The organism is Pandoraea communis (assembly GCF_902459745.1).
GTDB classification, from domain to species: Bacteria; Pseudomonadota; Gammaproteobacteria; order Burkholderiales; family Burkholderiaceae; genus Pandoraea; species Pandoraea communis.
This window is the reverse complement of record NZ_CABPSJ010000004.1, coordinates 305,443-325,873: the sequence shown is the minus strand read 5'-3', so window position 1 is coordinate 325,873 and position 20,431 is coordinate 305,443. Positions and strand designations below refer to the sequence as shown.

Here is a 20,431-nt window from a genome sequence, read left to right as displayed (position 1 = left end):
CTTATGATCGGTTAGGGCGCCAAGAGCAGCCACCGGCATCAGAGCGCCGGAATGGCGCTCGCCGGCTTGTTGTCCCGGAGCTGAGTCTGATTCTCTTCCATGGCGTGCGACAGACGGTCCAGCACACCATTGCGAACTGCATCATAGCCGCGTTTGATGGCCCATTCAAACGAGTAGGCATCGGCCGAGCCGTGGCTCTTGATAACGAGCGCACGCAATCCGAGCAACGCGGCACCGTTGTAACGGCGATGATCGACGCGGTTCTTGAAGCGGGTGAGAATCGGCAGCGCAACGACAGCGATCACTTTTGTCCACCAGGTACGGGTGAATTCTTCGCGGATCATGTCGCCAAGCATTTGCGCCAGGCCTTCGGAGGTCTTGAGTGCGACGTTGCCGACAAATCCGTCGCACACGACGATGTCGGTCGTGCCGCGATAGATGTCGTTGCCTTCCACGTTGCCGTAGAAGTTCAGCGTGGAGCCGCGCAGCAGCTCGCCGGCCTGCTTGATGACGTCGTTGCCTTTGATGACTTCTTCGCCGATGTTGAGCAAACCGATCGACGGGCGGTCCTTACCATCGACCGCCGCAACGAGTGCGTGGCCCATTTCGGCGAATTGCAACAGGTGAGTCGGCTCGCAGTCCACGTTCGCGCCCAGATCGAGCATCGTGGTGTAGCCGCCCTTCTGGTTCGGCAACACGGTGGCAATGGCGGGCCGCTCGATACCCGGCAGCGTCTTGAGCACATAGCGCGAAACGGCCATCAGCGCACCGGTATTACCGGCGGACACGCACGCTTGCGCACGCGCTTCCTTGACCAGATTGAGCGCCACACGCATCGAGGAGTCTTTTTTCCTGCGCAGGGCGGTCTCGACGGAGTCGTCCATGGCGACGACTTCGCTCGCATTGACCACGGACAGGCGCGGGTGATCCGTCACACGCAGCTTCGCGAGCTGCGCGTTAATGATCTCCTGCTGTCCGACCAGCACAAGTTCGACATCGTCGGTAGATTGCACGAAGTGAACCGCGGCCGGCACCGTCACCGATGGGCCGTGATCCCCGCCCATACAATCGATCGTCAGGGTGACTGTCATGTCGACGTGATTGGCTTGCGGTACAGGTAACAAAAAAAGCGGCAGGATAAGTGCCGCTTTTGCCACATCGGACGATCAAACAGCGCCATGATGGGCGCGTTTCGCCTTGCGGGGCCGAGTTTAGTCGTTCTTGGTCTTGATGACCTTGCGACCACGGTAGAAACCGTTCGGCGTGATGTGGTGACGCAGATGCGTTTCACCCGACGTCTGCTCGACGGCGGTTGCCGGTGCGGTCAGGAAATCGTGCGAACGGTGCATGCCGCGCTTCGACGGCGACTTCTTGTTCTGTTGAACGGCCATGATAACTCCTCAAAATATCGCGAAATTTTAACACAGTTCGAGCGCCGCCCTACGGTGTCGGCCTGTCGGCCCGACCTGTGCGACTAACGCAAACATGTACTTTGGTGAGCCGGAAACCCGGCCGCACATTACTTTCCGCCCTTGTCCGGCGAGCGCTTGAGCGCTGCCAGCGCCGCGAACGGAGACGGCTTATCCTCTTCTTCGGGCTCTGGGACCGGCTCAGCCAATCCATCCTCACCCGTGGCCAGGCTCTCGTGCACACTCGGACAAACCTCATGTTTCGGCACGATCGGCAAAGCCAACAACAATTCTTCTTCGATCAGCTCACGCAAATCGAAATGTTTGGAACCCACCAGCGCCTCGAGTTCGTCTTCGTCGAGGGGGCGACCTTCCGCCTCAGCGTCATCGCGCACAATCTCGAAAGTCGTTTCCGAATCGAGCGGCTCCTGGTACGGCGTGAGGCACCGCTGGCACTCGAGCCACATCGGGCCCTGCACCGAGAGCGTCAGGAACTGGGCCACCTTGGGCTTCCCATCCGCGCGCAGCACCTGTTTTTCGGCACCTTCGGCACGCCAGTGGAATACGCCGTCTGCGCGCCCCGATGCCGAGACTTCGGCAGGCACTTCGGTTACCATGCGCGGCAACGCCGCAAGTTGCACGTCACCTTCCGCCACCCGGCCGGTACGCGCGAATTCGAACAGATCGACGATATATTCGTTCATCACGCTCATCCTTGCCTTGGCGCATCTGAGCGCATTAACGTCCCCTGCCACCCGCAGCGCCTTGATCTGACGCCATTTCCGGGCGTTCGAACCGATGTCGCGCAGACTGGCGGGACCGAGCGCCAGATTGCAAAAGCCGTGAATTCTAAATAGTTTTTCGTTTCTCGTCAAACACTTAAACCCGATGACCGCACAGCCCCTGCCACCGCTGATCCTGGCCTCCGGATCGCGCTATCGCCGTGAACTGCTCGAGCGCCTGCGCCTGCCGTTTTCGGTCGACGTCCCGGACATCGACGAAACCCCCGCCCCCGGCGAAACGCCGCATGACACCTCGCTGCGCCTGGCTCGCCAGAAGGCCGAGGCCGTCGCCGCCCGCCAGCCGGGTGCCGTCGTCATCGGCTCGGATCAGGTAGCCACCTTCGAAGGCCGGCAGATCGGCAAACCCGGCAATTTCGAGAACGCCATGGCCCAGTTGCGCGACATGCGCGGCAAGGTGGTCGAGTTTCACTCGGCCCTGTGCGTATACGACGCCCGCAGCGCTCAGAGCCAAGCTACCGACGTCGTGACACGAGTGAAGTTCCGCAACCTGCCCGACGATGTACTCGCCGCCTACCTTCACGCCGAAACGCCCTACGACTGCGCCGGCAGCGCCAAGTCCGAAGGACTCGGCATCATGCTGCTCGAAACCATCGAAAACGACGATCCGACCGCCCTTATCGGCCTGCCGCTGATCGCGTTGACAACCCTGCTGATGCACGCCGGCATCTCGCTGCCCGGCCCTGGCATGACGGGAGCGTCAGCATGAGCGGCACCTTGTATCTGATCCCGAATACGCTGGGGGCGAACACCCGTGGCGGCCTGCCCGCAGTGCTCCCCGAAGAGGTTCGTGCGGTCACCGCCGGCCTGAAGTATTTCGTCGGCGAACAAGCCAAGAGCACGCGGGCATTCCTGAAGCTGGCTGGCGTGAGCACGCCGATTCAGGAAATCGATATCCGCGAGCTGAACGTCAATACGCCGGAGGTGGCCATCGATGCCCTCCTCGCACCGATTCTCGCCGGCAAAGATGGCGGCCTTGTGTCCGAAGCGGGTTGTCCGGCCGTGGCGGACCCCGGTGCGCTGCTGGTGCGGCGCGCGCACGAGAAAGGCGTGCAGGTGGTGCCGTTCGTCGGGCCGAGTTCGATTCTTCTCGCGTTGATGGCCAGCGGCCTTAACGGGCAGAGCTTCGCGTTCCATGGCTATCTGCCGACCGACCCCGCCGAGCGTGCCAAGCGGCTGCGCGAACTCGAACAGCGCTCGCGCAAGGAAAAACAGACGCAGCTCTTTATTGAGACACCCTATCGCAACAAGGCCATGCTCGACGCCCTGCTACAGAGTTGCGACGCCTCCACCCTGCTTTGTGTAGCCGTCGATGTCACGCAGGAGGCCGAGCAGATCGTGACCCATCGAATCAAGGGATGGCCTCAGACGAGCATCGACCTGCACAAACGGCCAGCGATTTTTCTGTTTTTAGGCCAGTAGCGCCCAACATCCCACGCAAGAATCACAAACCCCACGGAAATCTGACTTTCCGTGGGGTTTTGTCTTTTCGCACGCCGCCAGCGTTACTTCAACGACAGGGTCGAGCCCATCATCATCGTTTTCATCGCCGCCGTGCCGAGGGCCGCGCCGAAGCGCCGCGCCACACGCTCGGGCAGGTTCTCCTTGACGGTGTAGTCGACGAGATCGGGGGCCTTGAGCACGTCGCGGGCGACCGAGTCGACCGTTCCGAGACCGTCTGCCAGCCCGAGTTCAATGGAACGCTGGCCAGTCCAGAACAAACCACTGAACAGGTCCGGGTCATCCTTCAGGCGATTGCCGCGCCCCTTCTTTACGGCACCGATGAACTGCTGATGAACCTGCTCCAGCATGTCGAGGGCATACGTCTTTTGCTGATCGTTCTGCGGCGAGAACGGATCGAGGATGCCTTTATTACGGCCGGCCGTCAGCAAGCGCCGCTCGATCCCGAGCTTGTCCATCAGCCCGGTGAAGCCGAAACCGTCCATCAGCACGCCAATGGAGCCGACAATACTCGCCTTGTCGACGTAAATCTTGTCGGCCGCCGCTGCGACGTAATAGCCGCCCGAGGCGCAAATCTCCTCGACTACGACATAAAGCGGCTTCTTCGGGTATTTCGCCCGCAGCCGCGCGATGTCGTCGTAGATCATGCCGGCCTGAACGGGGCTGCCGCCCGGACTATTGATACGCAGGATCACCCCTGCGGCCGACGAATCTTCGAAAGCCGACTCGAGCGCCGTGTTGATTTTCTGGGCACTCGCCTGACCGTCGGGCGAAATTTCACCGCTCAACGTCACGAGTGCCGTGTGCTTGCCTGAGCTTGCACCGACCGACGTCGTGCCGCCATCGAAATCAAAGATCGACCAGACGATAAGCGCGAGGATCGCCAGCAGCGACAACCGGAAGAATATCTTCCATCGACGTGCTGCGCGTTGCTCGCGAATGCCGGCCATCAACACCTTTTCCAGCATTTCGCGCTCCCACGGCTTCACCTCATGGGGATCGCGCGCGGCACCGCCACCAGACGGCGGACGCCCGCCTGGCAGCGGGAAACCGGGTTCGGTGCGGGACGAATCGGGCGGCAGGGAGTCGGCCATACGTTATCCAGAGAACTTGGGTAAAAGGCGAAAGATGCGATCGGCATCGGGATGCTGCGCTGTCAGGGCGCCGAGGACTCCGGCGCCTCGATGTACGCATCGGGCCACCAGACAACGGTCGTATGAACATCGCCGCCCCCGTCCTGCATGGCGGGCCGCTCTTCGACACGCACGGGCTGCAAGGCGCCACCACGGCACGGGCCGCCGACGCAGTGCCCGGTATCGGGTTCATACGTCGCGCCGTGCGTCGCGCACATCAAGTATAAGCCGGACGCCTCGAAGAACTGCCCCTCCGACCAGTCGAGTTCCATCGGCACATGCGCGCACTGATTGAGATAGCCGTAGACCTGCCCGCCGTACCGAACGACGAACGCAGGCGTACGGCGACCGCAGACGAGCACCTCGAAACGCACACCTCGACCGCCGTCCTCAAGTACGGAGCCCGGACAAATCGGCAGCGGCACGGGCTCGCTCACACGCGCTCCAGCAGCCAGTCGCGCAGCTCGATCACGCTCCCCGCGCAATACGCGGGCTCCAGCGCCACCAGTTGTTCGCGCGGATGTGCCCCGCCGTAAGCTACGGCTACGCCCGCCGTTCCGGCGCTACGCGCCATCTGTAGATCGTGCGTGGTGTCACCGATCATGACCGTGCGGCTAAGGCCCTGACCGAGCTCACGCGTGAGTTCCTGCAGCATCGCCGGATGCGGCTTCGAAAATGTCTCATCGGCACAACGGGTCGCATCGAACATCCGCATCAGGCCCGCGGCCTCAAGTGCGCGATTCAGGCCGACACGCGACTTGCCCGTCGCCACGGCGAGGAAACGCCCCCGCGAACGCAATTCGTCGAGCAGTTCGCGAATGCCGGGAAACAGCACGGTCTCCTTGTCGCCTATCAAATAGTGAAAGCGATAGCGCTCCGACAAACGCGGGTAGTGGGCCGGGTCGAGAGACGGCACGGCCATTTGCAGCGCATCGCGCAGACCAAGGCCGATCACGTGACTCGCCACCTCATCGGACGGCACAGGCAGCCCCAGATCGCGGCAGGCCGCCTGGATGCAACGGGTAATCGTGGGCGTCGAGTCCATCAACGTCCCATCCCAGTCGAAAACGACCAGGTCAAACTCAGGGCTTGGCATCGGCGGAAGCGCCTCGAAGTTGATTCAGGAATTGCTCACATTCTGGCGGTAACGCTGCCTGCAACGCAATTGGCGTGTCCAACACGGGGTGAGTGAACTTCAGCCGCCATGCATGCAGGAACATCCGCTTGATTCCGGGCCGGGCACCGGGACGGGCGAGTGTCTTGTTCAGCGTGAAGTCGCCGTACTTGTCGTCGCCGACAATCGGCGTACCGCAATGCGCCAGGTGAACTCGGATCTGATGGGTTCGCCCCGTTTTCAGTTCCGCTTCCAGTAACGTATAAGGCGGCAGAGATTCCACCATGCGAAATACGGTATGCGAGACCTGACCGTCTTCCTGCACGCGCACGCGGCGCTCTCCTTCCGCCGTCACATACTTATACAGCGGTGCCTTGACCGCACGTTGGCGATCGCGCCATTCGCCTGTGACACACGCCAGATAACGCTTGTCCATCCGGTTGTGGCGAATCTGCTCGTGCATGCCGACAAGCGCCGCTCGCTTTTTTGCGAGCAGCAGAATGCCGGACGTTTCACGGTCCAGACGGTGCACCAGTTCGAGAAACTTCAGGTGCGGCAACGCCCGGCGCAACTGCTCGATAACGCCGAACGACACCCCGCTGCCGCCATGCACGGCAACGCCGGCGGGCTTGTCGATCGCCATCAGGTAATCGTCTTCGAACAGCACCGGGAAGGTGGCGGCGGGAACATGGGCCGGGATTTCGGCGGCAGGCGCCGCGACGCGAACAGGCGGAATTCTGACAATATCGCCAAGAACGAGTCGATAGGAAGCGTCTATACGCCCTTTATTCACGCGCACTTCACCACTACGCAATATGCGATAAACGTGGCTTTTCGGGACGCCTTTGCATTCGCGCAGGAGGAAATTATCGATTCGCTGGCCGGCCGAGCCGTCGTCAACCTCGACGAGCCGAACCTGCGGCGTGGGTGCCGACGAAACCATTTTCTGCCGACTTTTGCCTAACTCATTCATTATGAATATAATTTGCCCAACAGAGGTGGCGGTAGCGGGAATCATGCCAAATCCCCACCTCTGTCGGTGCATACCCCAAAACGGTATTTTACTTGCACCCCGGGCAGGCTGCTCGTCCGGTGACCCTGGAGCAGCGAGCGCACGCACGTCACGCAGCGTCGGCAGGAAGTGGGCCCATAGGCCGCTTCGGTCGCAGCGCGCGGGACGCGGATAGAGTTGGTGGTTATAGAATTTTTTGGCGATCAGCCCGGGCTCCATTGCCCGAGCTGATCGCTTTGTGAATATTGTTCGCGCACATAGTCATAGTGAGGCGCCGTCACAAGAAGAATAAGTGTCGGCAGGCGCCCCGAGAAAATGCTGATGAAATTTCTCGTCCAGTTTCTCCTGGTAAGGACTGCAAGCCCGAAGTGATCTGCGCTGGGCCGGAATTTTCCGGTGTCTCGGCGGTTCCGGGTGAGCGCGATAACGTATTTGCAGGCGCCTTTGCGTCCGTGGGCCTCATCGCCCGGACCCCCCGGCAATTCTTCCACTCCCGGCTCGAACCTCGCGTGTTGGATAACTCGAGTGATACGTGCCCGACGCACTGCGCATTGGCAACTGCGGCGGGTGGGAGTCGTTTTCATGAAACGCATGTTGTTCAACGCCACGCAGCAGGAAGAACTGCGCGTGGCAATTGTCGATGGGCAGAAACTCATCGACATCGATATCGAGACGGCCGGCCGCGAACAACGCAAAGGCAATATCTACAAGGGTGTCATCACCCGTATCGAACCCTCTCTCGAAGCCTGCTTCGTCAACTACGGTGAGGGCCGCCACGGCTTCCTGCCGTTCAAGGAAGTCGCCCGCGCGTACTTCCGCGAAGGTGCCGATGTGCGCAATGCGCGCATTCAGGACGCCCTCTCAGAAGGCCAGGAACTCATCGTTCAGGTCGAAAAGGAAGAGCGTGGCAACAAGGGCGCAGCCCTCACCACGTTCATTTCGCTGGCCGGCCGTTACCTCGTGCTGATGCCGAACAACCCGCGTGGCGGTGGCGTGTCGCGCCGCATCGAGGGCGAAGACCGTCAGGAACTGCGCGAAACGATGGCGCAGCTCGAATTGCCGGAAGGCATGAGCATCATCGCCCGCACCGCAGGCATCGGCCGCTCGGCCGAAGAACTGCAGTGGGACCTGAACTATCTGCTGCAACTCTGGCACGCCGTCGAAAGCGCCGCCGCCAACATCGAACTGCCGCGCGACTCGGCGCTGATCTATCTCGAGTCGAGCCTCGTCATTCGCGCCATCCGCGACTACTTCCAGCCTGACATCGGTGAAATTCTCATCGATACGGAAGAAATTGCCGAACAGGCACGTAACTTCATGCAAGTGGTCATGCCCGATCACCTGAACCGCGTGAAGCAGTATCGCGACGATGTGCCGCTGTTCTCGCGTTTCCAGATCGAACATCAGATCGAAACGGCGTATTCGCGTCAGGTGCCGCTGCCCTCGGGTGGCGCGATCGTGATCGATCACACCGAAGCGCTGGTCTCGATCGACGTCAACTCGGCGCGCGCCACCAAGGGTGCCGACATCGAGGAAACGGCCCTTCGCACCAATCTGGAAGCTGCCGACGAAGTTGCGCGCCAGTTGCGTCTGCGCGACCTGGGTGGCCTGATCGTGATCGACTTCATCGACATGGAGTCTGCCAAGAGCCAGCGCGAAGTCGAACAACGGGTGAAGGACGCGCTCAAGCACGACCGTGCCCGCGTCCAGATGGGCAAGATCTCGCGTTTCGGCCTGATGGAACTGTCGCGTCAGCGCCTGCGTCCGTCGCTCTCGGAAGGCACGCACGTGACCTGCCCGCGCTGCAACGGCACCGGCCACATCCGTGACGCCGAATCGTCGTCGCTGCAAGTCCTGCGCATCATCCAGGAAGAGGCCATGAAGGAGCACACGGCAGCTATCCACTGCCAGGTGCCGGTCGAGGTCTCCGCCTTCCTGCTCAACGAAAAGCGTCAGGAAATCAACAAGATCGAAGCGCGCTTCAAGGTTGGCGTGCTGCTGATCCCGAACAAGCATCTCGAAACGCCGCATTACAAGCTCGAACGCCTGCGCTTCGACGATCCGCGTCTGGATGCGCCGAAGGCCAGCTACGCGCTCGCCGAGGAAGCCGCGCGTGCGCTGGAAGACGATCCGGCGGGTTACAGCAAGAAGAAGGAAGACGTGCGTCCGCGCCAGGAAGCCGCCGTCAAGGGCATTACGCCCGAGCAACCGGCGCCCGCCGCGCAACCGCGTCCGGAACCTGTCGCTGCCACGGCACCGGCCGCCGCCGCCCCCGCACGCAGCGGTGGTTTCATCGGCTTCGTCAAGCGCCTGCTGGGTCTTGAGCCGGCCGCACCGGCACCGGTCAAGGCCGAAGAGCCAGCCAAGCCGACCGCACGCCCGCCGCGTGAGCGTCATGACCGTCCGCATCAGCAGAACCGCAATCGTCGTGGCAATGCCCGCGACGACAACAAGTCGGGCAAGGACAACGCGGGTCAACCGGCACGCGAGGCCCGTGAAGGTCGCGAAGGCCGTGAAGGTCGCGGCGCACGTCCGGAACGTGCAGAACGTGCAGAACGTGCCGAGCGTGGTGAACGCAACGAGCGTAACGAACGTGGCGACCGCAATGAGCGTCAGGAGGGTCGTGACAAGCGTGAGCGCGACGATGCTCAGCGTCAGCCGGCACAGGACGTGCGCACCGAAGAGGGTCGTGAGTCGCGCGAAGGCCGCGAGCGCGGTAGCCGCCGTGACCGCAACGAGCGCCGCGAACGTCGTCAGCCGGAAGGCACGGATGGTCAGCAAGCGGCACCGCAACGTGTTGCACAAGCTACCGCACCGCTCGTCGCCGAGCATGAAGACCTCGAGCAGGATCGTCTGACGGCGCAAGTCGAAGACGGTGCAACGGTCTCGGCAGGCGAAGAAGGCGAGCAAGGCGGTGAGGAGCGTCGTCGCAGCCGTCGTCGCGGCCGCCGCGGCGGTCGTCGTGAGCGCGAAGCCAACGAGCAGCAACAGCATGCCGACGGCGAACACGCCGAAGGCTCGACGTCTGAAGGTATCGAAGGCGTTCGCGCCCCGGTGCTGACGGACGAAGCCAGCGAAAACGCAGCGACCGATGCACTGGTCCGCGCGGCAGCACCGGCAATCCCGGCGAGCATCGCGGCCACGCCGGCACCTGCCGAGCAAGTCGAACCGACGCCGGCCCCGGTGCAGGTTCACGCCGAACAAGCGGAAGCCCCGGCTGCCGCAGCACCGGCCGTCACCGTGAGCGAAGCAGCACCGGCCGCAACGCCGGAAGTCCCGGTCCATGTGATCGCCGAGCCGATCGCCCCGGTCAATGCAGCACCGCTGCCCGCCGCAGAAGTGGCCGCCGCGCCGGTGGTTCCGCCGGTTAACGCACCGCTGCCCGCCGCAACGCCGAGCCCGGCTCAGCCCACGGTTCCCGCCGAGGCATTGACCGAAATCGCCGCCACGGCAGCCACGGCCAACGCCCCGGCAGACGTTAGCCCCGCGCCGACGGCACCTGTCGAAGCCGCTGCACCGGCCACGCCGGTGGAGATGGTCGAAACGGTAAAGCCGGTGCAAGCCGCGCCGGTCGCGCCGATCGCGCCGGAAGCCGCTGCGGTTGTTACGGAAGTCGTGACGCGGCAACCGGCTCCTGCGGCCGTCGCGCCGGCGCTGGAACGCGGCGCACTGGAATCGACGCTGGCAAGCGCCGGTCTCGTCTGGGTCCACACGGACGCCGACAAGCACCACGCCGCCAAGGAAGCCGCAGCGCAAACGGCACCGGCACCGCAAGTGCGGCGCGAGCGCCGTCCGGCCACGCCGGTCAACAGCGGCCCGATGGAGCAGGTGGAAACACGCACCCCGTCGGATCATGTGGCATAACGTGTGCCGCGTATCACGTTCGGGCGGCTCGCGCCTCATGGCAAGGCGCCGCCCAACGTGATGTGACACATCAGAAAAGGAGGCTTCGGCCTCCTTTTTTGCTGATGGGGATTGCCTTTCTCCCGCAACTCCGCGTTGTCCCGACTTGTGCCTTCCCGGCCCTGCCCGTATCTTGTGACGTCGTACGGGCTTGACGTCCCCAATGAACGCTCTGGTACCGATATCCAATGTCCGAATGGCTGGCATCGGCGGCCAACGAGCCAATTCGTTAGAATGGGGACGCAAGCTAAGGCCCCACCATGACTGAAACGATCATCCGACTCACCGATCTGCGTAGCGACGCGCGGTATGCGACGCACTCCCCGCAGGTTCCCGCACAAGTGCGCGCAGCCACCGGCCATCTCGAAGATGCGCTGGCACGGCCGTTGCACGACCTGCGCATCTCGGTGACCGATCGTTGCAACTTCCGCTGCGTGTATTGCATGCCGAAGGACGTGTTCGACAAGGACTACACCTTCCTTCCGCACGCTTCCCTGCTGTCTTTCGAAGAAATCGAGCGTGCCGCGCGCCTGTTTGTTGACCATGGTGTCGAGAAGCTGCGTCTGACCGGTGGCGAACCGCTGCTGCGCAAGCACATCGAGCGTCTGATCGAGATGCTGGCTCGCCTGCGCACCCCGTCGGGCAAACCGCTCGACATCACGCTCACGACCAATGGGTCGCTGCTCGCGCGCCGGGCACAATCGCTCAAGGACGCGGGACTCACGCGGGTGACCGTCAGCCTGGACAGTCTCGACGATACGATCTTCCGGCAAATGAACGATGTCGACTTCCCGGTCGCCAACGTGCTTGAAGGCATCGCGCAAGCGCAGCACGTCGGACTCGGCCCGGTGAAAGTCAATATGGTCGTCAAACGCGGCACCAACGACACCGAAATCGTGCCCATGGCGCGGCATTTCCACGGCAGCGGCGTGGTGTTGCGTTTCATCGAGTACATGGATGTGGGCACATCGAACGGCTGGCGCATGGACGACGTGCTGCCGTCGGCAAGCGTCATCGCCCGAGTCGACGAAGCCCTGCCGGTCGAGCCGCTCGAACCGAATTACCCCGGCGAGACCGCGCAGCGCTGGCGATATCGCGATGGCGGCGGCGAAGTTGGTGTCATTTCGTCGGTCACGCGCGCTTTTTGCGGCACTTGTTCCCGGGCACGCCTGTCTACGGAAGGCAAGTTGTACCTGTGTCTGTTCGCCAGCGCCGGGTACGACTTGCGCACGTTGCTGCGCAACGGCGCGAGCGACGCGCAGATCTCGACCGTCATCGGCGACATCTGGCGGGGTCGCACCGACCGGTACTCAGCGTTACGTACGGCGGCCACCGGCCTGCCCGAAGACACACCACCGAAAGTGGAGATGTCCTACATCGGCGGTTAAACGTCCAGGGCATCGCCCGTTCGGTCATCCGCACGCTTTCGAACTATCGAATTCCTTCTCGACTCATGATTCCTCTTGCCCCGGACGCTCACCACGTTCGAGACTCTCTGCTGGCCCCCCAACGCACGTCACATCTTGGCGTACGTCTCCAGGCCCGGCGTCTGATCGTCGCAGGTCTGAGCACCCTGACGTTGCTGCTGAGCGCTTTTGCACCATCGGCCGCGCGAGCCAATTGCGACCCATCCGATCGCGACATTGCGAACCATTTGATGACCTACAGCGGTCAGCTTGGCGAGCGCAATCCGTTGCGGCTGGTGTTGCGCCCCACATCGGGCGGCAAACTCGAAGGCCGCTATGCCAACGCCTCGTCGCAAAGCGATACGTATCTCACGGGGAAACTGGAAGCCAAGTCTCGCCTGCATCTGACCGAATTTGACGCGGGCGGCATGCCGCGCGCCACTTTCGAAGGCGAGTTCTCCTCCAGCGACGACGTCAATCGCCAACGCGGTGCGTCCCCCGCCTGCGAGGCCATTTCCGGTCAATGGAAGGATCTGCGCACCGGCCGGTCGATGCCGTTCGAACTGACGCTCTCGAGCATCCAGAGCGGCAAGATCGGCCATCTCTACGGCATTGCTGGCGTGAGCGACGATGAAACCGTCAACCGGGCGGCGACACAGTTCCGCAAAGGCGTACTCGACGACCGTCGCGATGTCGTCGCACAATTGATCCGTTATCCGCTGCACGTGTCGCTGCGCGGCAAGACATTGATCCTTCGGAACCCGAAGTCGCTGCTCGCGCGTTATAACGAAATCTTCACCGACAGTTACGTTCGCACCATTGGCGCTGCGGTACCTCGGTTGATGTTCGCCCGCGATCAGGGCGTGATGCTGGGTGACGGCGCTGTCTGGTTCGATGCAAACGGCCGCGTCATCGGGCTGAACCGATCCTAGGAAATCACCTCGCGCCCACGGAGCAGGAACCCACGTCCATGACCGCCACGCCGATTCCCCGCAATGCCATCACCGGCCTGATTCTTGCAGGCGGACGCGGGCAACGCATGGGCGGGCGTGACAAGGGTTTGCAGATTTTCGGCGGCCGGCCGCTTGCCGCACATGCCGTCGAACGGCTGCAACCGCAGGTCGGGACGTTACTCATCAGCGCAAATCGGAATCGCGATGCCTATGCGGACCTCGGCGCGGCAGTCATCAGCGACGAGACCCAGGACTTCGCGGGACCGCTCGCCGGCATGCTGGCCGGACTGCGGGCCGCGCGTACGGACTACGTTCTCACCGCACCGTGCGACGCCCCCTATCTTCCCCTGGACCTCGGCGAACGACTGACCGCCGCGCTAAGCGCGTCGCACTCCGGTGCAGCCACGCCATCACTGGCCGCGTATGCCGCCACCGCGCAAGGCCCACATCCGGTATTCGCCCTTTTGCACCGCTCGCTGGCAGACGATCTGGCTGCCACACTGGCGGCCGGAGAGCATCGCGTGCGAGCGTGGCTGGCACGCCACAAGGCCGTACAAGTTCACTTCGGCGACGAGCGTCCGTTTTACAATGTCAACACGCTGGACGACCTCCATACCGATACACCGCGCGCCCCTGACAAATCCGGGCACTGACGCGGTCAGATCCGTCGCCACCGCTTTTACGGGATTCATGCCGGATACGTGCCGGATGACGACGCCACACCGATGACAACACTAGACGACGCCTTGGCCGGCTTGCCGGACTACGACCCCAACGACATGCCGGTCGAATTGGCGCGTGCCATCATTGTGCGCACCGCGCGTCCGGTGTCGGCCATCGAGCAGGTCGCCGTACGCAGTGCACTGGGCCGCGTACTCGGGCGCGACGTCATTTCGCCGCTCGACGTCCCCGCTTTCGACAATGCCGCCATGGATGGTTATGCCTTCGCCGGCAGCGCGCTGGCCGCTGGCGGCGAGGTGCGCCTGCGCGTGGCAGGCCGCTCTTTCGCCGGCCATCCGTTCGATGGCGTGGCGGCACCGGGGGAATGCGTGCGCATCATGACCGGTGCGCTGTTGCCCGCCGGATGCGACACCGTCATTCCTCAGGAACAGGTACGTCGCGAAGGCGACACCGAAGTTATCTCCTTTGCAGCCAATGCCGTCACCGCTGGTCGCCATGTGCGCCATGTCGGTGAAGATCTGAGCACAGGCCATGCGGCGTTGCATGCCGGCAAACGTCTGCGCCCGGCGGCCCTCGGGCTGCTCGCGTCGCTGGGGATTGCCGAAGTGCCCGTACGCCGTCGCATTCGCGTGGCGTTCTTCTCGACGGGCGACGAACTCCGCTCTGTCGGCGAACCGCTCGCACCGGGCAATCTGTACGACAGCAACCGCTACACGCTCTTTGGCATGCTGCAACGGCTGGGTGTCGAAGTGCTCGATCTGGGTGTGGTACGGGACGATCCGCAGGCGATTGAAGACACGCTGCGCACCGCTTGCCGCGAGGCCGATGCCGTCATTACGTCAGGCGGGGTCTCTGTCGGTGAAGCCGATTTCACGCGCGAGATGATGGCGCGCCTTGGCAACGTGGTGTTCTGGAAGATGGCGATGCGCCCGGGCCGCCCGTTCGCTTTCGGCGAACTCGAGAGCGACGGTCAACGCGCGCTGCTCTTCGGGCTGCCGGGTAATCCGGCAGCCGTGATGGCGTCGTTCTATCACCTGGTTCGCGATGGTCTGTTCGCACTGATGGGGGCCGAGCCGCAAGCCACACCGAGCTTGCCCGTACCAACGACAACGGCCATTGCCAAACGTCCCGGCCGCACCGACTTCCTGCGCGGTATTCTCGCCGCCGACGCACAGGGCCGCTGGCAGGTCACGGTCGCCGATGCGCAAAGCGCCGGCATTCTGCGCACGATGAGCGAAGCCAACTGCTTCGTCGCGCTGGGCGCCGCACGCGGCGACGTGGCGGCAGGCGAACTGGTCGACGTCATTGTGTTCGACGGACTGGTTTAGCGCGAACACCGCTCCCGATACCCAAAAACCGAAGCAACGAAATAGCACTATATCGCCGGCGTTGGCGCTTCGACGATGACGGCAACAAACCAAAAGCACACACGTCAATGACAACGAAAAAACAGATCACCTACATCAGTCCCGGCCAGACGGCCAAAGCGCTGGTGCTGGTCTATCTCACTTTCAGTATTCCGCTGGTGCTGCTCGCCTTCCTGGCGGCATTCATCCGCTATGGCGACCTGCCGGGCCTCGCGTTCATTTCGGCGCTGATCCTCAACGCCATCGTCGGCTTCGTGCTGCTCTGGATCGCCTGTCACGCCTACAACTGGGTGGCTGAACGATTTGGCGGCATCGAAGTCGCGCTGAGCGACGTCCCCGAAGAAGAATACTGATTCTCGCACCTGCGGTGGCTGACATTCGGCGTATTTTGCCGGAGACAGCCCCGCCTCTCATTCTTTTGCTCCCATGTCCCTGACCCTGCGTGCCGCCACCGCCGATGATGTCGGCGCGATCTACCACCTGATGCGCGAACTGGCTGTCTACGAGAAGTTGCTCGATATTTTCGAAGCCACGCCTGATAGCGTGCACGAAGCGTTGTTTGGGAACGCTCCGGCGGCTGAGTGCCTTATGGCGGAATGGGACGGCAATGCGGTCGGCTACGCACTGTACTTCCACAACTTCTCGACGTTTCTCGGCCGGCGCGGTCTGTACCTCGAAGACGTCTACGTACAGCCATCCGTACGCGGCAAAGGTGTAGGACAGGCGTTGCTACGCCAACTCGCCCGCATTGCCGTAGAACGGCAATGCGGGCGCTTCGAATGGACGGTACTCGACTGGAATCAGCCAGCTATCGACTTCTACGCGTCGCAAGGCGCGACGGTGTTGCCCGATTGGCGCGTGGTGCGCATGACGGGCGAGGCGCTCGACCGTTTCGCCAAGGGCGGCGAATAAGCATCTCGGCCGCCGCCAGCGTGAGCGCTCTGCCGCTCACGCCTCTTCTTCGTCGTTCTCCAACTCCGCACCCAGCAGTTCGACGGCCTGCTCACCGGGCAGCGCCTCCACGGCCTTGAGCTGACGCGCCATCGCGCGCGTGCGCACCTCCGCCTTGTCGATGGAGCGAGTCACCGTCTCCAGTTGCGCTTTGGTCTTGGCAAGTACGTCGCCGAACTTGGTGAATTCGGTCTTCACCGCGCCAAGCACCTGCCAGACTTCGCTGGAACGACGTTCGATGGCAAGCGTGCGGAAGCCCATCTGCAGACTGTTGAGCAGAGCGGTCAATGTTGTCGGGCCTGCCACGGTCACACGATACTCGCGTTGCAGCAGATCCGAGAGCCCCGGACGCCGCAGCACTTCGGCGTAGAGCCCTTCCGTCGGCAGGAACAGCAGCGCAAAGTCGGTCGTGTGCGGTGGGGCGAGATACTTGTCGGCGATGGTCTTCGCTTCCAGACGGATGCGGGTCTCCAACGCCTTCGATGCCTCTTCCACAGCCACCGGGTCCGCACGCTCCTGCGCGTCGAGCAGACGCTCGTAGTCCTCACGCGGAAACTTCGCGTCGATGGGCAACCAGACCGGTGTGTTGCTGTCGCTGCTCTGTCCCGGCAGCGCAATCGCGAATTCCACCCGCTCGGCACTGCCCGGCTTGGTCGCCACGTTCTTGGCGAACTGATCGGGTGTCAGCAATTGTTCGAGCAATGCCTGCAACTGCACTTCCCCCCAGATGCCTCGCGTCTTCACGTTGGTCAGCACGCGCTTCAGATCGCCCACACCGGCGGCGAGCGTCTGCATCTCGCCCAAACCGCGATGCACTTGCTCCAGACGATCCGAAACCAGCTTGAACGACTCGCCGAGCCGCTGTTCCAGCGTGGCATGCAGCTTCTCGTCGACGGTGCGGCGCATCTCTTCGAGCTTGGTCGCGTTGTTGACCTCGATGTCCTTGAGCTTCTGCTCGAGCGTAGCGCGCACTTCCGCCAGCCGCCGCTCGTTGCCTTCCGCGAGTTGCGTGAGTTGCTGATGCTGGGCTTCGCCGAAGCGACGTAGCGCCGACGTCTGCTCCTCTCGCATCTGCTGTCCATTGAGCACCAGACTCTGGCGCACCGCCTCAAGCTGTGCCGCGTTGGACTCGGTCAGCTTCGCCAGTTGCTGCGCAAAGCCATCGATCTGATTGTTCTGTACCGTGGCCACGCTGGTCATTTGCGCCGCCAGCGTCTGCTGGAATTGCGCCATTTGCGCGCTCTGTTCGCCGCGTCCGGCGCGCGCGATTTCCGCGAACTCCTGACGCAGCCCGCGCTCACTGCGATCGGCCGCTTGCAACAAGTCGTCCCGCACCTGAGTGAGCGAGCCAACGAGTGTCTCGCGCAGCGACGTATCGCCATTGCGCTGCCAGACCTTCACCGCAATCGCAATCATCACCAACAGATTCAGCGCTGCAAGCGCTACCAACACCATCTCCACCATCGCGTTGCGACCTCCCGTTGACGCCTGCCGATCCTGCTTCCAGAACTTACCGTATGCCGTAGTTGGCCATGACGATCGTAACGATCATGACGACTGCTGTGGCGGCGCGTTATGACTTGCGTGCCGCGGGATTCAGCAGACACGGCGGTTTGCCCGCCGCCGCGCCGAATCCCAGCGCCGCAATCAGATTGTCGGCCGCCAGACTCGCCATACCACGACGCGTTGCCGCCGATGCGCTCGCGATATGCGGCGTCAGCACGATATTCGACACCTTCAGCAAGTCGGGATGCACCTTCGGCTCCCCCTCGAAGACATCGAGCCCCGCCGCCGCAATCTGCCGGTTCGTAAGGGCTGCGGCGAGTGCGGCATCGTCGACGATGCCGCCCCGCGCCAGATTGACCAGCGTGGCCGTCGGTTTCATGGTGGCCAGCTCCGCCGCGCCGATCGTGTGATGTGTCGCGGCCGAATACGGCAACACCAGGATGACGTGATCCGCCGTGCGCAGCAGTGTGTCCTTGTCCACGTAGCTTGCCTTGCAAGCCGCTTCCGTCGCGGCATCGAGACGCGAGCGATTGTGATACACCACGCGCATGTTGAACCCCATCGCACGGCGCGCAATGGCTTGTCCGATGCGTCCCATGCCGATGATGCCCAGCGTGCTGCCATGCACGTCCGCGCCCAGGAACATGTCGTAGGCCCACTTATCCCAATGTCCTTCGCGCAGCCAGCGCTCCGACTCGGTCACACGACGCGCCGTTGCCATCAACAAGGCCCAGCCAAAGTCGGCTGTCGTCTCGTTGAGAACGTCGGGGGTGTTCGTCGCCATGACGCCGGCGGCGGTCATGGCGTCGATATCGAAGTTGTTGTAGCCCACGGCCATATTGGCCACCACACGCAGATGCGGCGCACCGGCGAGCACCGACGCATTGATGCGCTCACTCGCCGTGGTGATGGCGCCAGCCTTGTCGGCCAGACGCGCGCGCAGTTCGTCAGGCGAATACACCGTGTCGGTGTCGTTGCGCTCGACATCGAAATACTGCGCCAGACGCTCGATGACATCAGGAAAAATAGCTCGGGCTACCAGGATCTTCGGTTTCACCAGTTGTCTCGCAGAGGTTGACCGCGTGGCAATGTCGCGGCTCAGAAGAATATCAGGGTCGTCACGACGAACAGCGGCAGCAGAATCGCGCCCGACCACAGCATATAACCAAAGAAGCTCGGCATGCGAACGCCGCGTTGCTCTGCGATGGCCTTCACCATGAAGTTCGGTGCATTGCCGATGTAGGTGTTGGCGCCCATGAACACCGCCCCCGCCGAAATCGCCGCCAGCGTGGCCGCCCCAGAAGTCATCAGCGTTGCCGCGTCGCCGCCTGCTGTATTGAAGAACACCAGATACGTCGGCGCATTATCAAGGAATGACGAGAGCAAACCCGTCGCCCAGAAATACATGACGTTGTCCGGCGCACCGTCCGGCCCAGTCACCAGACGGATCACCCAGCCGAGTGCGCCGGCTTCGCCCGCACGCAAGATGGCCACCACCGGAATGATCGTCAGGAAGATGCCAGCGAACAGCTTGGCGACTTCCTTCATCGGCTCCCAGTTGAAGTCGTTGCCTTCACGCGCCGTGCGCGGTGTTATCGCCAGCGACATCAACGTCACTACGATCAATCCCACGTCACGCGCGATGTTTTGCAGTGCGACAGGCGTCCCGAAGACGTCGAACTCGACGCCCGGCTTCCAGATCCCGCTCATCAGCACCAGCCCCACGGCGGCGGCGAGCAGTACGAAATTGCGCTTGCCCTCAAGTCGCAGCGGCTCGACATGCGGTGCCGGGTCCTGTGCTTCGACCCGACGCTCGCCCTTCTGGCGGAAGTAATAGCTGTCGATCAAGAAGAACAGCCCCAGCAGCACAGCGCAGATGAACAGCGTCTCGGGCCAGAGGTAAGCGGCCGTCCAGAAGAAATCCACCCCTTGCAGGAAGCCGAGGAAGAGCGGCGGATCGCCCAGCGGCGTGAGCGAGCCCCCGGCATTCGCTACGAGGAAAATGAAGAACACCACAACGTGCACGTTGTGCTTGCGATTGTCGTTCGCGCGGATGAGCGGACGAATCAGCAGCATGGCCGCGCCCGTCGTCCCCATGATGCTCGCCAGCACCGTACCCAGCGTCAGCAGCCCGGTGTTGAGCCACGCCCCGCCTCGCAGTTTGCCGTGAACACAAATGCCGCCGGCCGTCGTGAACAGCGCCGTGAGCAGTACGACGAATGGGATGAATTCCGCGACCACGGCATGCACCGCGCCGTGCCACGCGGCACCGGCGCCGAACACGAGCGCGAAGGGCAGCAGAAACGCTGCGCCCCAGAACGCCGCAATCTTGCCGAAGTGGTGATGCCAGAACGCGGGCACGAGCAACGGCCCGAGCGCGATCGAGAGCAACAGCCCTGCAAACGGCACGCCCCACCAGGCGACGAGTTGTGCGCCGTCCGGTCCCGCAGCAAACGCCGCAGGACTCGCCAATGCCAGCCCCGCCGCAATCAGGGCGCCCCAAATCCGCTTAAGCATTGTTTATGGTTCCTGTTGATTGATGGTCAACTCCTTACGAGTCGACGTTAGCGGCCGAGTGCCCCAAGCAACACCAGCTTGGGAGATTTCCCATACAAAATCTACGTACCACCCGGCAAACCGAAGACCCAAGTCCTCAGTTGATTCTCGAAGGACGGCGCGCCGCCGCGAGTCGAAGCCTGCGCGGCGGGTGGCGACTGTCGGTATCGGACTGGCGT

19 protein-coding genes are annotated in these 20,431 nt (G+C 62.9%); 9 read left to right on the top strand and 10 right to left on the bottom strand.

The genetic code is table 11. From position 1 onward, the window contains the following. Positions 1-38 precede the first annotated feature (38 nt). From plsX to PCO31110_RS16135, 3 genes are all read right to left on the bottom strand, one after another. Positions 39-1,091 (bottom strand): phosphate acyltransferase PlsX, encoded by a 1,053-nt coding sequence (gene plsX, locus PCO31110_RS16145; RefSeq protein ID WP_051126555.1) that lies wholly within the window; start codon positions 1,089-1,091, stop codon positions 39-41. Positions 1,092-1,211: 120 nt separating this feature from the next. Then, positions 1,212-1,391 carry a 50S ribosomal protein L32 gene (gene rpmF / locus PCO31110_RS16140; protein WP_010805237.1) on the bottom strand — a complete coding sequence of 60 codons (180 nt, stop codon included), beginning with the start codon at positions 1,389-1,391 and terminating at the stop codon, positions 1,212-1,214. 128 nt (positions 1,392-1,519) lie between these two features. Beyond that, on the bottom strand, positions 1,520-2,122 hold the full coding sequence (locus PCO31110_RS16135; RefSeq protein WP_010805238.1) for a YceD family protein: 603 nt from the start codon (positions 2,120-2,122) through the stop codon (positions 1,520-1,522). A gap of 175 nt (positions 2,123-2,297) precedes the next feature. Between PCO31110_RS16135 and PCO31110_RS16130 the strand changes: the two genes are divergently transcribed. Next, a complete protein-coding gene (locus PCO31110_RS16130) occupies positions 2,298-2,918 on the top strand; it encodes a Maf-like protein (RefSeq protein WP_150690875.1) in 621 nt (206 codons plus the stop codon). Then, positions 2,915-3,631, top strand: coding sequence for an SAM-dependent methyltransferase (locus tag PCO31110_RS16125; RefSeq protein WP_150690874.1), 717 nt, complete (start codon positions 2,915-2,917; stop codon positions 3,629-3,631). Before PCO31110_RS16130 ends, PCO31110_RS16125 begins: the two co-directional genes overlap by 4 nt. Positions 3,632-3,714: 83 nt before the next feature. On the opposite strand, the gene PCO31110_RS16120 is transcribed toward PCO31110_RS16125, so the two are convergent. The 4 genes from PCO31110_RS16120 to PCO31110_RS16105 form a co-directional block, all read right to left on the bottom strand. Then, positions 3,715-4,764 carry a S49 family peptidase gene (locus tag PCO31110_RS16120; protein ID WP_010805241.1) on the bottom strand — a complete coding sequence of 350 codons (1,050 nt, stop codon included), beginning with the start codon at positions 4,762-4,764 and terminating at the stop codon, positions 3,715-3,717. A 62-nt stretch (positions 4,765-4,826) separates the two neighbouring features. Continuing rightward, on the bottom strand, positions 4,827-5,240 hold the full coding sequence (locus PCO31110_RS16115) for a Rieske (2Fe-2S) protein (RefSeq protein WP_010805242.1): 414 nt from the start codon (positions 5,238-5,240) through the stop codon (positions 4,827-4,829). Then, positions 5,237-5,899 carry an HAD family hydrolase gene (locus PCO31110_RS16110; RefSeq protein WP_150690873.1) on the bottom strand — a complete coding sequence of 221 codons (663 nt, stop codon included), beginning with the start codon at positions 5,897-5,899 and terminating at the stop codon, positions 5,237-5,239. The genes PCO31110_RS16115 and PCO31110_RS16110 overlap by 4 nt, the downstream gene beginning before the upstream one ends. Beyond that, entirely contained in the window at positions 5,886-6,890 is a 1,005-nt protein-coding gene (locus PCO31110_RS16105) for an RluA family pseudouridine synthase (RefSeq protein ID WP_150691041.1), read from the bottom strand. The genes PCO31110_RS16110 and PCO31110_RS16105 overlap by 14 nt, the downstream gene beginning before the upstream one ends. 621 nt (positions 6,891-7,511) lie before the next feature. Between PCO31110_RS16105 and PCO31110_RS16100 the strand changes: the two genes are divergently transcribed. The 7 genes from PCO31110_RS16100 to PCO31110_RS16070 all read left to right on the top strand — a co-directional run bounded on the left by PCO31110_RS16100 (position 7,512) and on the right by PCO31110_RS16070 (position 16,151). Continuing rightward, positions 7,512-10,793 (top strand): Rne/Rng family ribonuclease, encoded by a 3,282-nt coding sequence (locus PCO31110_RS16100; protein ID WP_150690872.1) that lies wholly within the window; start codon positions 7,512-7,514, stop codon positions 10,791-10,793. Between the two features lie 299 nt (positions 10,794-11,092). Continuing rightward, positions 11,093-12,220 (top strand): GTP 3',8-cyclase MoaA, encoded by a 1,128-nt coding sequence (gene moaA / locus PCO31110_RS16095; protein ID WP_150690871.1) that lies wholly within the window; start codon positions 11,093-11,095, stop codon positions 12,218-12,220. Between the two features lie 65 nt (positions 12,221-12,285). Then, positions 12,286-13,170, top strand: coding sequence for a hypothetical protein (locus tag PCO31110_RS16090; protein WP_150690870.1), 885 nt, complete (start codon positions 12,286-12,288; stop codon positions 13,168-13,170). A 38-nt stretch (positions 13,171-13,208) separates the two neighbouring features. Then, positions 13,209-13,844 carry a molybdenum cofactor guanylyltransferase MobA gene (gene mobA, locus PCO31110_RS16085; protein WP_010805248.1) on the top strand — a complete coding sequence of 212 codons (636 nt, stop codon included), beginning with the start codon at positions 13,209-13,211 and terminating at the stop codon, positions 13,842-13,844. A 72-nt stretch (positions 13,845-13,916) separates the two neighbouring features. Continuing rightward, on the top strand, positions 13,917-15,200 hold the full coding sequence (gene moeA / locus PCO31110_RS16080) for a molybdopterin molybdotransferase MoeA (RefSeq protein WP_150690869.1): 1,284 nt from the start codon (positions 13,917-13,919) through the stop codon (positions 15,198-15,200). A 107-nt stretch (positions 15,201-15,307) separates the two neighbouring features. After that, positions 15,308-15,592, top strand: coding sequence for a hypothetical protein (locus PCO31110_RS16075; RefSeq protein WP_010805250.1), 285 nt, complete (start codon positions 15,308-15,310; stop codon positions 15,590-15,592). A 73-nt stretch (positions 15,593-15,665) separates the two neighbouring features. Further along, positions 15,666-16,151, top strand: a complete 486-nt coding sequence (locus PCO31110_RS16070; protein WP_010805251.1) for a GNAT family N-acetyltransferase — start codon at positions 15,666-15,668, stop codon at positions 16,149-16,151. A 36-nt stretch (positions 16,152-16,187) separates the two neighbouring features. Here PCO31110_RS16070 and PCO31110_RS16065 read toward each other — a convergent pair whose 3' ends face one another. From PCO31110_RS16065 to PCO31110_RS16055, 3 genes are all read right to left on the bottom strand, one after another. After that, complete coding sequence (locus PCO31110_RS16065; RefSeq protein ID WP_174979598.1) at positions 16,188-17,654, bottom strand: DNA recombination protein RmuC; 1,467 nt, start codon at positions 17,652-17,654, stop codon at positions 16,188-16,190. 109 nt (positions 17,655-17,763) lie between these two features. After that, positions 17,764-18,756 (bottom strand): 2-hydroxyacid dehydrogenase, encoded by a 993-nt coding sequence (locus tag PCO31110_RS16060; protein ID WP_150691039.1) that lies wholly within the window; start codon positions 18,754-18,756, stop codon positions 17,764-17,766. A 38-nt stretch (positions 18,757-18,794) separates the two neighbouring features. Then, on the bottom strand, positions 18,795-20,213 hold the full coding sequence (locus PCO31110_RS16055) for a sodium:proton antiporter (RefSeq protein ID WP_150690868.1): 1,419 nt from the start codon (positions 20,211-20,213) through the stop codon (positions 18,795-18,797). Positions 20,214-20,431 lie beyond the last annotated feature (218 nt).

Bases quoted from the DNA above. Each gene is read 5' to 3' on its own strand.
- plsX (WP_051126555.1), bottom strand. From the start codon at position 1,091: ATGACAGTCACCCTGACGATCGATTGTATGGGCGGGGATCACGGCCCA.
- rpmF (WP_010805237.1), bottom strand. From the start codon at position 1,391: ATGGCCGTTCAACAGAACAAGAAGTCGCCGTCGAAGCGCGGCATGCAC.
- PCO31110_RS16135 (WP_010805238.1), bottom strand. From the start codon at position 2,122: ATGAGCGTGATGAACGAATATATCGTCGATCTGTTCGAATTCGCGCGT.
- PCO31110_RS16130 (WP_150690875.1), top strand. From the start codon at position 2,298: ATGACCGCACAGCCCCTGCCACCGCTGATCCTGGCCTCCGGATCGCGC.
- PCO31110_RS16125 (WP_150690874.1), top strand. From the start codon at position 2,915: ATGAGCGGCACCTTGTATCTGATCCCGAATACGCTGGGGGCGAACACC.
- PCO31110_RS16120 (WP_010805241.1), bottom strand. From the start codon at position 4,764: ATGGCCGACTCCCTGCCGCCCGATTCGTCCCGCACCGAACCCGGTTTC.
- PCO31110_RS16110 (WP_150690873.1), bottom strand. From the start codon at position 5,899: ATGCCAAGCCCTGAGTTTGACCTGGTCGTTTTCGACTGGGATGGGACG.
- PCO31110_RS16105 (WP_150691041.1), bottom strand. From the start codon at position 6,890: ATGAATGAGTTAGGCAAAAGTCGGCAGAAAATGGTTTCGTCGGCACCC.
- PCO31110_RS16100 (WP_150690872.1), top strand. From the start codon at position 7,512: ATGAAACGCATGTTGTTCAACGCCACGCAGCAGGAAGAACTGCGCGTG.
- moaA (WP_150690871.1), top strand. From the start codon at position 11,093: ATGACTGAAACGATCATCCGACTCACCGATCTGCGTAGCGACGCGCGG.
- PCO31110_RS16090 (WP_150690870.1), top strand. From the start codon at position 12,286: ATGATTCCTCTTGCCCCGGACGCTCACCACGTTCGAGACTCTCTGCTG.
- mobA (WP_010805248.1), top strand. From the start codon at position 13,209: ATGACCGCCACGCCGATTCCCCGCAATGCCATCACCGGCCTGATTCTT.
- moeA (WP_150690869.1), top strand. From the start codon at position 13,917: ATGACAACACTAGACGACGCCTTGGCCGGCTTGCCGGACTACGACCCC.
- PCO31110_RS16075 (WP_010805250.1), top strand. From the start codon at position 15,308: ATGACAACGAAAAAACAGATCACCTACATCAGTCCCGGCCAGACGGCC.
- PCO31110_RS16070 (WP_010805251.1), top strand. From the start codon at position 15,666: ATGTCCCTGACCCTGCGTGCCGCCACCGCCGATGATGTCGGCGCGATC.
- PCO31110_RS16065 (WP_174979598.1), bottom strand. From the start codon at position 17,654: ATGGTGGAGATGGTGTTGGTAGCGCTTGCAGCGCTGAATCTGTTGGTG.
- PCO31110_RS16055 (WP_150690868.1), bottom strand. From the start codon at position 20,213: ATGCTTAAGCGGATTTGGGGCGCCCTGATTGCGGCGGGGCTGGCATTG.